The sequence below is a fragment of the Dongia rigui genome, assembly GCF_034044635.1.
GTDB classification, from domain to species: domain Bacteria; phylum Pseudomonadota; class Alphaproteobacteria; order Dongiales; family Dongiaceae; genus Dongia; species Dongia rigui.
In genome coordinates this window covers 301851-316592 of record NZ_JAXCLX010000002.1, presented here as the reverse complement: position 1 = coordinate 316592, position 14742 = coordinate 301851, and the positions used below count along the sequence as shown (strand labels likewise).

Here is a 14742-nt window from a genome sequence, read left to right as displayed (position 1 = left end):
GAGGCGCAATGCCGCACAGGATAACAGAAACGAGATATAAGTATATCTTTATGTTATTTGTACGAACGTATTGTTCTGGCCGACAATCCGTTATTTGTCAGCTAGTTAGGCTTAAACGCGCAGAAAATGGTGACCGGCAAAGCCGCGCGCCAGGCATCGAAGCCGCCGAGCGGCTTGGCCTGGGAGACGGCGATCCGGGTGAGCTCGCCGCCGATCTTCTCCTGCCAGGAGATCAGCAGAACCTCGCTTTGCACCGTCACGGCATTGGCGACGAGGCGCCCCCCGGGTTTGAGGGCCGCCCAGCAGGCCTCGATGACACCTGGCTCGGTCACGCCGCCGCCGATGAAAATGGCGTCTGGTTGGGCAAGTCCCGCGAGTGCTGCCGGCGCCGCCCCAGCGACGAGGTCGAGGTTGGGTACGCCGAGATGATCGGCATTGGCGCGGATGAATTGCTGGCGGCCATCGTTTTCTTCGATCGCGATGGCACGGCAGCTGGGGTGGCTGCGCATCCATTCGATCGAGATCGAGCCACAGCCGGCACCGACATCCCACAGCAGTTCACCAGGCAGCGGCGCAAGACGCGCCAAGGTTACGGCGCGCACGTCGCGCTTGGTGAGTTGGCCGTCATTCTGGAACGCCTCGTCAGGCAGGCCGGCGAGGGCCGGAAAGGCTTGCGCCTGGGGCCCCGCCCTGCAGTCGATCGCCAGCAGATTGAGCGCCGCGTTCTCCCCTGCCCGCCAGCTCTCGGCGATGCCGTCGATACGCTTTTCCTTCGGTCCGCCAAGGTGTTCGAAGACCGTGATGCGGCTGGGCCCGAAGCCGCGCGCGGTCAGCAATGCCGCAACCGCCTGTGCGGAAAAGCCGTCCTCGCTCAGCACGATCAGACGCGCGCCATCATGGAGGGCCCGATTGACGTGATGGATCGGCCGGCCATGAATGGTGACGACACACACATCTTGCAGGGCCCAGCCCATGCGCGCCGCCGCGAGCGAGACGGAGGACGGGGCTGAGATCACCCGCATCTCATCAGCCGAGAGTTGTCGGCTGAGGCTCGCCCCCATGCCGTAAAACATCGGATCGCCGCTGGCGAGAATGGCGACCTTCTGCCCGCGCAGTGCCAGAACCGCGTCGAAAGCGTCCGAAAACGGGCTCGGCCAGGGACGGCGTTCGGCCTTGAAGCTGTCCGGCAGCATGCCGAGATGCCGGTTGCCACCAAACACGATGGCAGCGTCACTCAAGGCCGCGCGCGCGGCCGCGCCGAGGCCATCGAGGCCGTCTTCGCCGATACCGATGACGGTGAGCCAGGTTGCCATCTTCGCGTCTATCTCGTTGGAAAAAAGGCTGCTTCCCGGCTTCCAATAGGACATCGGCAAGGGATGAGCAAGCGTGCCCGCGACGCCAAACCACGGGAGAATCCGCTTTCGCGGGGTCCCACGCTCCTATAGAACGGGGCCGTTACCGGTGCCCTTCGGGGCATAAAAGGGAACACGGGAGGCGATGGCCCAAATGGACCGGAACCAGCCGTGGCTGCCCCCGCAACTGTACGCGGCGAGCCTGTTGCAACGAGCCACTGGCCCCAAGGGGTCCGGGAAGGCTGCGACGACGGCCCTGACCCGCGAAGCCAGGAAACCTGCCGGTAACACGGGGTTGTGGTTGGATGCATCGGTCGGGGCGTATCGATGCTGTGGTGGGATCAGACTTGGTCCGTACCCATTCGCCGCAACGGTTTTTGCCGGTGCCGATTTGATCCAGAGTGATCGCCGTTTCGCCTGTCCGGGCCTTTACCGCATCGTGCCCTCGCAAGATGGCGGCATCTGTCGCATCAAGCTGCCGTTCGGCCGGCTGAACGCTGCGCAGATGCGGGCGCTGGCGAAGCTTGCCGCGGCTCATGGATTGCCGGAAATCGAAGTCACCAACCGTGCCAATGTGCAGATCCGTGGCGTCCATGACGGCGCCGATGACGCGCTGATCGCCGGCTTGGTCGATGCCGGATTGGCGCCCAAGAGCAGCGGCGCCGACGATGTGCGCAATGTGATGGTGAGCCCTTTCATTGGTCTCGACCCCAATGCCATTTTCGATGTCAGCGATCTCGCGCGCCGGGTGCTCGCGCGTTTGGAGAACGAGACGCACTATCACGTGCTGTCACCCAAATTTTCGATCCAGATCGATGGCGGCGAAGAAATCGCCATGCTGCAGCACCCCAACGATATCTGGCTGTCGGCGATGGCGGACGGGCGCTTTGCCTTCGGCTTTGCCGGGGTGCCGGGCGAGCGCACCGCCGGAGCGGTTGCGAGCGGCGATGCCGAGGCTGCGTTGTTCACGTTGCTCGATCACTTCACGGCGAAGATCGGCCAGCTCAACGCCAAGGGTGACAAGATCACCCGCATGCGGCATTTGCTGGTGGATGAAACACCGGCAGACCTCGCCGCGCGCCTAACTTGCCGGGTGACGCCCGCAGACGCTTGGCAGCGCGCGGCAGCGATGCCGCAAGGCCACATCGGCGCCAGGCGCCAAGCGGATGGGCGGTTCATCCTGGGCGCCGTGCCACTTCTGGGTCGCCTCGGCCAGGAGATGATGCTGGGCCTTGCCGACCTCGCTCACCGATTTTCCGGCAGCGAGATCCGCCTCACCCCCTGGCAGAGCGTGATGCTGCCCTCCATGACAGAAGACGCGCTGGAAGAGGCCGTCGCTGCCCTGGAAGAGCTGGACTTCATCACGCGGCCCGACCGCACGCTGGCGGCGACGTTGACCTGTGCCGGCAGTGCCGGCTGCAAGTCCGGCCTCGCTGACACCAAGGCCGATGCGCGGCACCTCGCCAACGAGATCGATGGTTGGGGACAGCCTGTCTTTGGCATCCACCTCACCGGCTGTGCCAAATCCTGCGCCGCACCCCGCCCCGCCCCCTACACCCTGTTGGGGTTGCGGCCTGGCCATTACGATGTCTTTGCCCAATCCGACGCGCCGGTGGGCGACACGGCAAAGACGGGTTTGGGCGAGCTTCTGGGCCATGACGTCACTATCGAACAGGCAGCCAGGCTGCTGATGCAAAGAGAGAAGGCATGATCAATTACGAGCGCGATGGGCAGGAAATCTATCGCCAATCCTTTTCCATCATTCGCCGGGAAGCCGATCTTGCCGGCATTCCGGCCGATCTCGAAAAACTCGCCGTGCGCGTGGCACATGCCTCCGGCATGGTCGATGTCGTGCCGGATTTGCGCTTCTCCACCGGTGCTGGTGATGCCGGGCGCAAGGCCCTCGCCGACGGCGCGCCGATCCTCGCCGATTGCCGCATGGTGGCGGATGGTGTCACGCGATCGCGCCTCCCCGCCGATAACGAGGTGATCTGCACCTTGAACGATCCGCGCGTGCCGCAGATGGCGCAAGACCTCGGCAACACGCGCTCGGCCGCTGCACTTGAATTCTGGCGCGACAGGATGGGCGGCGCCGTCGTTGCCATCGGCAATGCACCGACCGTGCTGTTCCGCCTTCTCGAAATGCTGGACGAAGGCGCACCGAAACCAGCGCTGATCTTAGGGTTTCCCGTCGGCTTCGTGGGCGCCGCGGAATCGAAAGAGATGCTGGCCGAAAACAGCCGCGGCGTGCCCTTCGTCATCATTCGCGGGCGGCGTGGCGGCAGCGCCATGGCGGCAGCTGCGGTCAACGCCTTGGCAACGGAGCGCGAATGATGGCCAAGGGACGTTTGTATGGTCTGGGCGTCGGCCCGGGCGATCCGGAATTGATGACGATCAAGGCTCTGCGTCTGTTGCAGCAGGCACCCGTCGTCGCCTATCTCGCTGCCAAGGGGAAGAAAGGCAACGCTCTTACCATCGTCGAGACCTTCCTGAAGCCGGAACAGCAGACCATGGCGCTGATCTATCCGGTGACGACGGAAAAGCTGCCGGCGCATCTCAGCTACGAGACGCTGGTCAGCGATTTCTATGACCAGTCGGCGGAGCAGGTCGCAGCGCATCTCGATGCCGGGCGCGACGTGGCTGTCATCTGCGAAGGCGATCCGTTCTTCTACGGCTCGTTCATGTATATCCACGACCGGTTGGCGACCCGCTACGAGACGGAAGTCGTGCCCGGTGTGTGCTCGGTGCTGGCTGCCGCATCTGTGCTGGGTGCCCCCCTGGTCTATCGCAACCAGAACCTCGGCATCCTGTCCGGCGTGCTGCCGGAGGAAGAGCTGAAGCGGCGCCTCTCTGATCTCGAAGCGGCGGCCATCATGAAGCTCGGCACCAATTTCGAAAAGGTGCGCAAGGTCGTGATGGATCTGGGGCTCGGCGACCGCGCGCTTTATGTCGAACGCGCCACCATGGGCAACCAGAAGATCGTGCCGTTGGCCGAGGTCGATCCCAAAAGCGCCCCTTATTTCTCCATCGTGCTGGTGCCGGGCAAGAAATGGCAGTCGTGAACGATGCGCCGGCTATTTTGATCCTGGGTGCGCGCTCGCTGCCCACCGCGCGGCGCATCCAGGCGGCGTTGCCCGGCGCGGAAGTTTATGGCCTTAAATCCCGCGTCGAGGGCGCCGACATTCCGTTCGAAGAATTCGGCGAGACCTTGCGCGGACTATACGAGGCGGGACGGCCGATCATCGCCCTGTGCGCTGCCGGCATCGTCATCCGCTCGCTCAGTCCCTTGTTGCAGAACAAGCGCGCGGAACCGCCGGTTCTCGCTGTGGCTGAAGACGGCAGTGCTGTCGTACCGCTGCTGGGGGGCCTGAGCGGCGTCAATGTGCTGGCGCGTGAAATCGGCGCGGCCCTGGGTACCGTGCCGGCGATCACCACGACCGGCGAGATCCGCTTCGGCACCTGTCTCATCAACCCACCCGACGGTTATGTGCTGCGCAACCCTGCGGCGGGCAAGACCTTCATTGCCGATCTGCTGGCGGGGGCCAAGATGCGGGTGGAAGGCGAGGCGCCCTGGTTCGCCGATGCTAACCTGCCCATCGCCGATGACGGCACGCTCACCGCACGGATCACGCATCAGGACGTGGCGCCGGGCGAGAATGAGTTGCTGTTTCATCCGCGCAGCATCGTTATCGGCATCGGTCGGCCGCAACCGGACCTCGCGGATGTGATCCGCCGGGCTTTGGCACAGACGCAGTTATCGATTCATTCCCTGGCGCTGCTGCTGGCGCGCGAGGATGATTTTGCCGATCCGCATGTCGCCACTGCGGCAGCTGCGCTGGGCCTGCCCGTGCGCTTCGTCGCGGCGCGCTCGGCCGAGGAACTGGTGCTGGCCGCCGTTCCCTCACCCGCCTTGTCCGTGACCATTGAGCAACTGGCGATTGGCGTCGCCGAGACACCGGCAGAAGTGACACCCATCGGGCGCAAGCGCGGGCGCTTGGCCGTTGTCGGCCTCGGCCCGGGCGCGGCGGCAATGATGGTGCCGGCCGTGCGGCGCGAGATTGACCAGGCCCAGGACATCCTGGGCTACGAGACCTATGTGAAGATGGCCGGCCCCTTGCGCCCCGACCAGATCGTGCACGGGAGCGACAACCGCGAGGAACTGGCCCGCGCGCGCCATGGCTTCGAACTGGCAGCGAGCGGGCGCTCGGTCGTGATCGTCTCCTCAGGCGATCCTGGCGTCTTTGCGATGGCTGCCGCCGTGCTGGAAGCCCTGGACGATACGGACAAGCCGGAATGGCACGGCGTCGACCTTGCTATCCTGCCCGGTGTCTCGGCGGCGATGGCGGCGGCGGCAAAGATCGGCGCACCGCTCGGCCATGATTTCTGCGTCATCTCGCTTTCTGACAATCTGAAACCCTGGGCGACAATTCTCGATCGCCTCCGCCATGCCGCGGAGGGTGACTTTGCCATGGCCCTCTACAATCCCATTTCCAAGGCGCGGCCCTGGCAATTGGGCGAGGCATTGGATCTGTTGCGCCAGTACCGGGCGCCTGAGACGCTGGTCGTGCTGGGGCGCGATGTCGGCCGGCCGGACGAAAAGATCGGTCATACCACGCTGGGCGAACTCACCACGGAGATGGTAGACAGCCGCACGGTCGTCATTGTGGGCTCATCCATGACGCGGGCCATCGCAAAGCCCGATGGCAGCGCCTGGGTCTATACCCCGCGCTGGTACGGGACGAAGCCGGCTTAAAGGGATCTCACCCAATCGACAGCGGCCTGGACGTCGCTGACCTTGGGCACATCGGGCCGTGGCGGGCGGCGTTGCATGATGACGGTGACGCCAAGTTCGCGGGCGGCCTGCAGCTTGGCATCGGTCGCATCGCCGCCGCTGTTCTTGCACACCAAATGATCGATGCCGCGCGACTGCAGCAGCACCCGCTCGTCCGCCAGCTTGAAGGGGCCGCGTGCCAGCACGATCTCGGCATCGGCAAAGGCGAGATCGGCATCCGGCGCGTCGACCGCGCGAATGACGAAGGCGATATCCTTGAGAGCGGTGAAGGGCGCCAACTCCTGCCGGCCCAAGGCGAGGAACACCCGGCGCGCCTTGCCGCGCAAAACATTGACCGCCTCGTCCCAATCAGCCACGTCGATCCAATGATCGCCTGGCTGGGGCATCCAGGCGGGCCGTTCAAAGCGAAGCAACGGCGTGTTTGTGGTCTGCGACGCGGCCGCCGCATTCCAACCCATGCGGCGCGCAAAGGGATGGGTTGCATCGATCACGGCGCGGATCTTGTTCTCGCGCAGATAAGCGGCGAGACCTTCGACACCGCCGAAGCCGCCGATACGCACCTCACCCGGCGGCAATTTGGGGTTGGCGACGCGGCCGGCGAGCGAAGATATAACGCGGCGGCCGGGCAGCGATGTGAGAGCCGAAGCGAGAGCGATGCCCTCCCCCGTGCCGCCCAAAATCAGAATCCTGTCCGCACCGCTCATCTCGCTCTCCCGGCCGGACCATGCCGGGAGTTCGGGCCGCTGGCAAGGCGGCCGTTACGGTTTGGCGTGAAACAGGATGGATTTGGCGGGCGTGTTCAACGTCAGCTTGTCGCCGCTGCGCTCGAACCCTGTGACCTGCGGCAATAGATTGAGATAGGCATGCTCCTGGGCCATCAGCGCATCCGGTGCGCAGAACATCTGCGTCGACATCGCCTGCTCGAAGGTCAAGGCGTTGCCGTTGCGCTGATATCCGGCGCCATAGGTGTTGCAGCCACCCTTGCCACCGGAGCGGCCGTCCGGGTTGAATGTCAGCGTTACCTCGCTGTCAGGCAGAACCGGCGTGCCGCCAATTTCGTCGGCGACCCAGGTGACCCCCATGATCTGCGTTTCGGACGACGCGCCGCCGGCACAAGCAGCCAGCATCAGGCTTGGCGCCATCAAGGCCGAAGCGAGAATTGCGCGGATCGTCATGGCGGCCTCCGTTTCACATCACTGCGCGGCCGGCGCCCTGCCGGCAGTCAATTGGCGCGAGACCAGCCTGGCATAGAGGCCGCCGCGCGCCAACAGTTCCGCCGGCGAACCGATTTCGGCGACGCGGCCCGCATCGAGCACCATGATAAGATCGGCATTGCGCACAGTCGAGAGCCGATGGGCGATGACGATGGTGGTGCGCGAGGATTGCAGCAGATCGAGCGCGCGCCGGACGGCCTGTTCGTTGGCGGCATCGAGATGCGAGGTTGCCTCGTCGAGGATGAGGATCGGCGCGTCCTTGAGAAACGCCCGGGCGATGGCGACGCGTTGGCGCTGGCCGCCCGACAGGCTGGTGCCCCGTTCGCCGACCGGCGCATCGAGGCCCTCGGGGAGAGCCGCCACCAGATCTGTGAGCGAGGCATGTTCGATGGCAGCAACGAGTTCCGTCTCGCTCGCCTCAGGACGCGCGATGAGTACATTGTTGCGCAGCGATTCGTTGAAGAGATAGGTGTCCTGCGCCACCAGTGCCATCTCGGCCCGCAGGTCATCGAGCTTGTAGGCGCGAAGGTCCGCCCCATTGAGGCGGATGATGCCTTGATCGGGATCCCAGAAGCGCATCAGCAACTGCGCCGTCGTCGTCTTGCCGGCACCCGACGTGCCGACCAGCGCCACGGTCTTGCCGGCCGGAATGGCGATGCTGACGTCGTCGAGGGCAGGACGTGCCTGGCCGGGATAGGTGAAAACGACATTCTCCAGCACCAGCCCTGCCTTGGGCGTGTGGGTATTGCGGGGAACGCCAGAACCGTCGGTCACCGGCACCGGTTCGTTCATCAACGCATAGATGCGTCGCGTCGCCCCCAGCGTATCGGCCAGTTGCCGGCCGATCTGCGCGATTTCGGAGACCGGCAGGAAGGCCGCCATGGCGAGCAACGAGAACAGCGGCAAGGCAGCGGCATCGACACGGCCCTGCTGTGCCAGGACGCCACCCACCACCACGATCGCCAGACCGCCAAGGCCGGTCAGCACTTCCAGCAGCGATTGCTGGAAGGTGAGGTCCTTGAAGAAGGGAAGGCGCAGGCGGATGTGCCGGTCGGACAGTCGGTCGAGTTGTCGGCCACGGATGTCCTCCTGCTGGAAGGCGACGATTTCGCCCAATCCCTGCACGCTGTCGATGGCGAAGGCGCCGAGCTCACCAGCCGCCTCGCGCGCCTCCGAAGCCAGCCGGTCGGAGCGATGACGCCCAAAGAAGGGCGCCATGGCGACGGCAGCGAGAAACGGCAGGAGCGCCAGGGCAAGCCAAGGACTGGCATCGCCGAGCGCGATCAGCACGACGGCCGGCACAAGAACGGCGACGAAGGCCGGCGCCACGGTGTGGGCAAAGAAATATTCGATGAGCTCGATGTCATTGGTCACGAGCGCCATCAGATCGCCGGTGCGGCGGCGCGTCAGGTAGGCGGGTGCCAATGCATCGAGTTTCCGGAAGATGTCGAGGCGCATCTTGGCCAGCAGGCGGAAGGCCATGTCATGAGCAATCCAGGATTCCAGCCAATGCAACGCCCCTGAGAGCGGGGCGAGTGCGGCAAGGCACCAAAGATAAGGTGCATAATCCCCGCCATTCTTGAGCGCCGCCACGGCGAGTGCGGAGAGCACGCCGATGCCGATGAAGGCCAGGACACGCAGTACCCCAAAGACAAAGGTGACGGCAAGGCGCCCTTTCCACGGCATGATGACGCGCATCAGATTGGCGATGACCTGAAACCAGGTAAGACCCTCGGCCTTCAGAATGCCTTCGGTCACGAGCTTGACCGGCGTACCGGCAGCCGTGGCTTCAATCGTCTGCGCGGGGGCGAGATCGATATCAAGCGGCTCGGTCGCTTCCTGCACCTGTTCGGCCATCAGCCGCGCATAGATGCCGCCGCGATGCAGAAGGCTCGCGTGATCCCCCTCCTCCGCCACTCGTCCCTGGTCAAGCACCAGGATACGGTCGCAACCGATGACACTGGAGAGGCGATGCGCGAGGACGAGCGTGGTGCGGCCCTGCATCAGCTTGTCGAGTGCCGCCTGAATTGTCGCCTCGTTCTCGGCATCGACGGCGGAAAGTGCTTCGTCGAGCACCAGGATCGGCGCGTCCCGCAGGAGGGCCCGGGCGATCGCGACGCGCTGGCGCTGGCCGCCCGAGAGCTTGATGCCCTTCTCGCCAATCAGCGTATCGTAGCCCTGCGGCAAAGACGCGATGAAATCGTGAATATTCGCTGCCCTGGCGGCGGTCTCGATTTCGGCCTGGCTGGCGGCAGCCTTTCCCATACGCAGATTGTCAGCAACGGTGCCGTGAAAGAGGAAGGTGTCCTGGTTCACCACCGCGATCATGCCCCGTATCTGCGCGAAGGTGAGGTGGCGCAGATCATGGCCACCCAGCGCGATGGTCCCGCGCTCCGGATCGTAGAAGCGAAGCAGCAGGCGGACGATCGAGGACTTGCCGCCACCAGACGTGCCGACCAGGCCGATCCGCTCGCCGGGCCGCACGGTAAAGCTGAGGCCCTCATGCACGATGCGCTTTGTGCCCGGATAGCGGAAGGTCACGTTGTCGAAGCGCAGTTCCGGCCGCAGCGTTGCCTTGGTGGGCGACACCGCATCGATCACATCGGGCTTGGCATCGAGAATCTTGTAGATGCCTTGGGCTGCCGACATCCCGACCATGCCCTGATGCAACACGGAGCGCAGATCCCGCATCGGGCGATAGATCTCCACGCCCAACATCAATATGACCAGCAGCGCCGTCAACGACAGGGCGCCTTCTTCAACGCGGTAGGCACTGAGCGCCAGTGCCGCCGCGGCGCCACAGGCGATGGCGCTGTCGGTGATACCGCGCGAAAGCACGTTGGTGGCCAGTACCCACATGGTGCGGCGAAAGAGGGTGTCGGCCTCACGTTCAAGCTTGTCGGCGCGGGCCTTGCTTTGGCCGAACGCCTTCAGCGTGGCGAGGCCCTGGATGGAATCGAGGAACTCCGCCGCAAAGGATTCATAGGAAACCTGGCGCTCTGCCGACCGGCGCACATCGAAGCGGTGCCACAGGCCCGGCGCAACGAGGGCGATAAGGCCAAAGGCCAGCATCACCGTGGCGACGGGAAGATCGATGAAGGCGATGATGACGAAGATCAAAAGCGGCGTCAGCAGGGCGATGAGGAATTGCGGCAGGAACTGGCCGAAATAGGTCTCCAACTGCTCGACGCCGTCGATCAACGAAAGTGTCAATGCGCCGGAGCGTTGTTGCAGGACACGGCCAGGACCCATGGCCGCGATTCGGTCATAGAGGGTGCGGCGCAGGCGCTTCTGCACGGCACCGGCCGTCTCATGGGCCACCATGATGCGCCAGTAGTCGAACACGCCGCGCAGCACCATGACAACGGCAATCCCAAGGATGGGATAAAGGAGGCCCGTGACATCGACGCCGGCGAAGAGCATACCGATCAGCCAGCCAAGCAGCGCCAGCCGCGCCACACCGAACCCGACGGCGACCAGACCCAGCACGGTCGCCCAGGCAATGCGCCCGCGCACGCCTTGCGTGAATACCCAGAGTCTTTTCTCGATATGCATGACCACCCTCGTACTTGCCGGGGCCAAGAATATGCTGAACAATGTCGTTCGCCATTCGACAATTTGGATCACCAGTCGTACAATTTTGTTCAGGGTTCGCCGCGATGATCGAAGACTGGAACGACCTCAGGGTATTCCTGACGCTGGCCGAAGAAGGACAACTGACCTCGGCTGCCAAGAAGCTGCATGTCAGCCATCCCACCATTGCCCGGCGGGTCAAGGCGCTGGAAGAATCGGTGAAGGCACGTCTGTTCGACCGCCTGCCCGACCGCTTTGTGCTGACGCCGGCGGGCGAGCATCTGCTGGCGGATACGCGGCGAATGCAGGAAGCAGCAGAGGCGATCGAGCGGCGCAGCGCCGGCCTCAGCGATCTTGCCAAGGGCGTCGTGCGCATCTCTGCGGGCGAGGCCATGACCGGTTTCATCGCCGCCCACCTGCCGCGCCTGCGGGAGAACTTGCAGTGCATCGAGTTCGAACTGTCGGCGAGCCACACGCTGGCCAACCTGTCGCGGCGCGAGGCGGATTTGTTGATCCGCGAGCAGGTGCCGGATCTTGCCAGCATCGTCACCCGCAAACTCGGCCACGCGGCTTACGCGATCTATGCCCGGGCCGGCACGAAGATGCCCAACCTCAAACCGGAGAATCTCCGCAAGCAGACCTGGATCGGCTTCGACGACGACCATGCCTACATGCCTGGCCAGGCCTGGACGCGACAGTTGCTGGAAGGTGGCCGCCCGCGCATTCGGGTCAACGATTGGCTGGTCCTGCGCAATGCGGTCATCGCCGGCGCCGGGTTGGCCGTCTTGCCTTGCTACTTGGCCGATCACGAAACGGGGCTGCAACGCCTGGGGGGCTTGCTGCCGGATGTCGGCGCGGACCAATGGCTGCTGGTGCACCGAGACCTGCGGACGCTGCCGCGCATCCGCGCCGTCATGGATCAGTTGGTAACCCTGTTCCAGGAACAAAAGGGCGCTCTGGCCGGCCGCCGGTGATGCGCCAGACATTTTCTCCGAATATTGCCAGCGTGGAACAAACGCGGGCTATCGCCTGTTGGGGCAGTATCCAATGTCACGCGCGGAGTTACAGATGCAGCCCCAGATGGACAATCGCCAGGAAACCTTGAAGAAGCGCGAGACGGGCAGCTTGATCTCCGCCGACAAGGTCCAAGGCACCGATATCTATAACGGTCGCGGCGATAGCCTTGGCGTCGTCGAGAGCCTCATGATCGACAAGCACTCCGGCAATGTCGCCTTTGCTGTGGTGACATTCGGTGGTTTTCTGGGAATCGGCACGGAGCGTCGGGCGCTGCCCTGGAATGCTCTTCGCTATGACGTCGACCTTGGCGGCTACTTGGTCGATATCGATGCCGAGGTGCTCCGCAAGACGCCGGTCGGTCCCGATCTTCAAGCCGACGCGGCGTGGTGGCGAGGCACCGACAGTGACGTCAGATCGCCAGGCTATCCGCAGTAGCGATGGGTGTCGGCTGTCTTGCGTCAGCCAACGTGTGGGCAGCAGGAAAATAGCTATAGAGATCAGGAAGCAATTTTCGGGATGTGGAGGGGCGGACATGATGCAGACGATTGGCTACTACGTGGCAAGTGCAGCAGCATCCGCCTATGCGCTTTTCCTGCTCGGAACCCATTGGGCGATATAGAGCACAGCGCATGATTTATCGCATCAACGTCAACGATCCGGAGAAACCGGCCGGCGAGCGCTGGTTCGCGCGCCAGGTTGAAAGCCAATTCGCCAAGCTTGAAAACGAGCCGCTGCCGGCGGAATGGCAAGCACTGCTGAAACAGCTCAGCGGCGACGACCGAGGACGCCCTTCGTCGTAAACGTCTGCGTGCCATGCTTGCGGCCCAGACGCTTCCCTTCCCCACCACCAAGACCGGTACCCGCGGGCTGCCAATTTGGTACCAAATGATGCTTGCCCGGCCCGATGAGGTCGGCGCGGCCCATGTTCTTCAGCGCCTCGCGCAGCAGCGGCCAATTCTCGGCATCGTGGTAACGCAGGAACGCCTTATGGAGGCGCCGCTGCTTCAGCCCCTTGATCGTCTCGACCTTTTCCGAGGCACCGCGCCGGATCGGCCGCAGCGGGTTGAGACCTGAATGGTACATGGCCGTGGCCAATGCCATCGGTGACGGCAGGAAGGTCTGCACCTGGTCGGCACGGTACTTGTTGCGCTTCAGCCACAGCGCCAGGTTCATCATGTCCTCATCCGTCGTCCCCGGATGGGCGGCGATGAAATAGGGAATGAGGAAGTATTCTTTCTTGGCTTCCTTGGCGGCCTTGTCGAACAGCGCCTTGAACTTGTCATAGGTGCCGATGCCCGGCTTCATCATCTTGGAAAGCGGGCCTTCTTCGGTGTGCTCCGGCGCAATCTTCAGATAGCCGCCGACATGGTGAGCGACCAGTTCCTTGATATAGGCCGGGCTCTCGACGGCGAGATCATAGCGCACGCCGGAGGCCACCATCACCTTCTTGATGCCCGGCAGATCGCGCGACTTTTTGTAAAGCTGAATGAGCGAGTCGTGGCTGGTGTTGAGATTGGGGCAGATCTCGGGGTAGACGCAGGACGGCAGGCGGCATTTCGATTCCGTGTTCTTGTCCTTGCACGCCATCCGGTACATGTTCGCCGTCGGCCCGCCGATATCGGAGATGATGCCGGTGAAGCCCTTGGTCTTGTCGCGGATGTTCTCGATCTCCTTGAGGATCGAGCCTTCCGAGCGGTTCTGGATGATGCGGCCCTCATGCTCGGTGATCGAGCAGAACGAACAGCCGCCAAAGCAGCCGCGCATGATCGTGACCGAGAAGCGGATCATGTCCCAGGCGGCGATCTTCGCATCGCCATAGACGGGATGCGGCGCGCGGGCATAGGGCAGTTCGAACACACCGTCCATCTCCGGCGTGGTCAACGGAATCGGCGGCGGCGTCACCCACAATTCGCGATTGCCATGCCGCTGCACGAGGGCGCGGGCATTGCCGGGATTGCTTTCCCGGTGCAACACGCGCGAGGCGCGGGCATAGGCTTCCGAATCCTTCTCAACCTGCTCGAAAGAAGGCAGGCGCACGACCGTGTTGCCCTTCAATTGGCGGGCACCTTCATCGGCTGCCTCGACATCGTTGGCAGGTGCTTCGGTCCAGCCGTCGGGCACGCGGTCCTTCATCAAGGCGACGCCGCGGATGTCGTCGAGGTCGCCCGGCTTGTCGCCCTTGGCCAGGCGATGTGTCACTTCGACGACGGCGCGTTCGGCATTGCCATAGAGCAGGATATCGCCCTTCGCGTCGACCAGCACCGAGCGGCGCACCTTGTCCGACCAGTAGTCATAATGGGCGATGCGACGCAGCGAGCTTTCGATGCCGCCCAGGACGATCGGCACGTCCTTATAGGCCTCGCGGCAACGATGCGCGTAGACGGTCACGGCGCGGTCGGGCCGCTTGCCGCCTTCGTCATTGGGCGTGTAGCTGTCATTGTGGCGCAGGCGCCGATCGGCGGTGTAGCGGTTGACCATGGAATCCATGTTGCCGCCGGTGATGCCGAAATAGATGTTGGGCTTGCCCAGCACCTTGAACGGCTCGGCCGATTGCCAGTCGGGCTGGGCGATGATGCCGACACGGAAACCTTGGGCTTCGAGCAAGCGCCCGATCACCGCCATGCCGAAGCTGGGGTGGTCGATATAGGCGTCACCCGTCACCAGGATGACGTCGCAGGAATCCCAGCCGAGCTCGTCCATTTCGGCACGCGACATCGGCAGGAAGGGCGCCGTGCCAAAACGGTGCGCCCAATATTTCCGGTGCGAGAAGAGTTGCTTCGCGGCTTCCATGATC

The 14742-nt window shown here is 63.9% G+C and carries 12 protein-coding genes and 1 riboswitch; of the genes, 7 read left to right on the top strand and 5 right to left on the bottom strand.

Annotated elements, in window-relative coordinates:
- Positions 1–101: 101 nt before the first annotated feature.
- The gene (gene cbiE, locus SMD31_RS12970; RefSeq protein WP_320501320.1) at positions 102–1313 is read right to left on the bottom strand and encodes a precorrin-6y C5,15-methyltransferase (decarboxylating) subunit CbiE; all 1212 of its coding nucleotides are present in this window, start codon (positions 1311–1313) and stop codon (positions 102–104) included.
- 129 nt (positions 1314–1442) lie between these two features.
- Positions 1443–1652, top strand: a riboswitch (cobalamin riboswitch).
- A gap of 91 nt (positions 1653–1743) precedes the next feature.
- Between cbiE and cobG the strand changes: the two genes are divergently transcribed.
- Genes cobG through cobJ form a run of 4 tightly spaced genes read left to right on the top strand, consistent with a single transcriptional unit; the run spans position 1744 to position 6105 of the window.
- Positions 1744–3063 carry a precorrin-3B synthase gene (cobG, locus tag SMD31_RS12965; RefSeq protein ID WP_320501319.1) on the top strand — a complete coding sequence of 440 codons (1320 nt, stop codon included), beginning with the start codon at positions 1744–1746 and terminating at the stop codon, positions 3061–3063.
- A complete protein-coding gene (locus SMD31_RS12960) occupies positions 3060–3686 on the top strand; it encodes a precorrin-8X methylmutase (protein WP_320501318.1) in 627 nt (208 codons plus the stop codon). Before cobG ends, SMD31_RS12960 begins: the two co-directional genes overlap by 4 nt.
- Entirely contained in the window at positions 3683–4414 is a 732-nt protein-coding gene (locus tag SMD31_RS12955) for a precorrin-2 C(20)-methyltransferase (protein ID WP_320501317.1), read from the top strand. Before SMD31_RS12960 ends, SMD31_RS12955 begins: the two co-directional genes overlap by 4 nt.
- Entirely contained in the window at positions 4402–6105 is a 1704-nt protein-coding gene (gene cobJ, locus SMD31_RS12950) for a precorrin-3B C(17)-methyltransferase (protein ID WP_320501316.1), read from the top strand. Before SMD31_RS12955 ends, cobJ begins: the two co-directional genes overlap by 13 nt.
- Here the strand turns inward: cobJ and SMD31_RS12945 are convergent.
- The 3 genes from SMD31_RS12945 to SMD31_RS12935 are packed head-to-tail and all read right to left on the bottom strand — an operon-like array spanning position 6102 to position 10913.
- Positions 6102–6848 carry a cobalt-precorrin-6A reductase gene (locus tag SMD31_RS12945; protein ID WP_320501315.1) on the bottom strand — a complete coding sequence of 249 codons (747 nt, stop codon included), beginning with the start codon at positions 6846–6848 and terminating at the stop codon, positions 6102–6104. The two genes, cobJ and SMD31_RS12945, sit on opposite strands and share 4 nt — an antisense overlap.
- A gap of 54 nt (positions 6849–6902) precedes the next feature.
- A complete protein-coding gene (locus tag SMD31_RS12940; RefSeq protein ID WP_320501314.1) occupies positions 6903–7319 on the bottom strand; it encodes an META domain-containing protein in 417 nt (138 codons plus the stop codon).
- An 18-nt stretch (positions 7320–7337) separates the two neighbouring features.
- On the bottom strand, positions 7338–10913 hold the full coding sequence (locus SMD31_RS12935; RefSeq protein ID WP_320501313.1) for an ABC transporter ATP-binding protein: 3576 nt from the start codon (positions 10911–10913) through the stop codon (positions 7338–7340).
- Positions 10914–11017: 104 nt separating this feature from the next.
- On the opposite strand from SMD31_RS12935, the gene SMD31_RS12930 reads away from it, so the two are divergent.
- From SMD31_RS12930 to SMD31_RS12920, 3 genes are all read left to right on the top strand, one after another.
- Positions 11018–11905, top strand: a complete 888-nt coding sequence (locus SMD31_RS12930) for a LysR family transcriptional regulator (protein WP_320501312.1) — start codon at positions 11018–11020, stop codon at positions 11903–11905.
- A gap of 94 nt (positions 11906–11999) precedes the next feature.
- Complete coding sequence (locus SMD31_RS12925; protein WP_320501311.1) at positions 12000–12383, top strand: PRC-barrel domain-containing protein; 384 nt, start codon at positions 12000–12002, stop codon at positions 12381–12383.
- A gap of 194 nt (positions 12384–12577) precedes the next feature.
- Entirely contained in the window at positions 12578–12748 is a 171-nt protein-coding gene (locus tag SMD31_RS12920) for a hypothetical protein (RefSeq protein ID WP_320501310.1), read from the top strand.
- Here SMD31_RS12920 and SMD31_RS12915 read toward each other — a convergent pair.
- Positions 12714–14738 carry a YgiQ family radical SAM protein gene (locus SMD31_RS12915; protein WP_320501845.1) on the bottom strand — a complete coding sequence of 675 codons (2025 nt, stop codon included), beginning with the start codon at positions 14736–14738 and terminating at the stop codon, positions 12714–12716. The genes SMD31_RS12920 and SMD31_RS12915 overlap by 35 nt on opposite strands.
- Positions 14739–14742: the final 4 nt, after the last annotated feature.

What these genes read in the sequence shown, in the direction of transcription:
- cbiE (WP_320501320.1), bottom strand. Translation starts at nt 1,313, where the DNA reads ATGGCAACCTGGCTCACCGTCATCGGTATCGGCGAAGACGGCCTCGAT.
- SMD31_RS12960 (WP_320501318.1), top strand. Translation starts at nt 3,060, where the DNA reads ATGATCAATTACGAGCGCGATGGGCAGGAAATCTATCGCCAATCCTTT.
- SMD31_RS12955 (WP_320501317.1), top strand. Translation starts at nt 3,683, where the DNA reads ATGATGGCCAAGGGACGTTTGTATGGTCTGGGCGTCGGCCCGGGCGAT.
- cobJ (WP_320501316.1), top strand. Translation starts at nt 4,402, where the DNA reads ATGGCAGTCGTGAACGATGCGCCGGCTATTTTGATCCTGGGTGCGCGC.
- SMD31_RS12945 (WP_320501315.1), bottom strand. Translation starts at nt 6,848, where the DNA reads ATGAGCGGTGCGGACAGGATTCTGATTTTGGGCGGCACGGGGGAGGGC.
- SMD31_RS12940 (WP_320501314.1), bottom strand. Translation starts at nt 7,319, where the DNA reads ATGACGATCCGCGCAATTCTCGCTTCGGCCTTGATGGCGCCAAGCCTG.
- SMD31_RS12935 (WP_320501313.1), bottom strand. Translation starts at nt 10,913, where the DNA reads ATGCATATCGAGAAAAGACTCTGGGTATTCACGCAAGGCGTGCGCGGG.
- SMD31_RS12930 (WP_320501312.1), top strand. Translation starts at nt 11,018, where the DNA reads ATGATCGAAGACTGGAACGACCTCAGGGTATTCCTGACGCTGGCCGAA.
- SMD31_RS12925 (WP_320501311.1), top strand. Translation starts at nt 12,000, where the DNA reads ATGCAGCCCCAGATGGACAATCGCCAGGAAACCTTGAAGAAGCGCGAG.
- SMD31_RS12920 (WP_320501310.1), top strand. Translation starts at nt 12,578, where the DNA reads ATGATTTATCGCATCAACGTCAACGATCCGGAGAAACCGGCCGGCGAG.
- SMD31_RS12915 (WP_320501845.1), bottom strand. Translation starts at nt 14,738, where the DNA reads ATGGAAGCCGCGAAGCAACTCTTCTCGCACCGGAAATATTGGGCGCAC.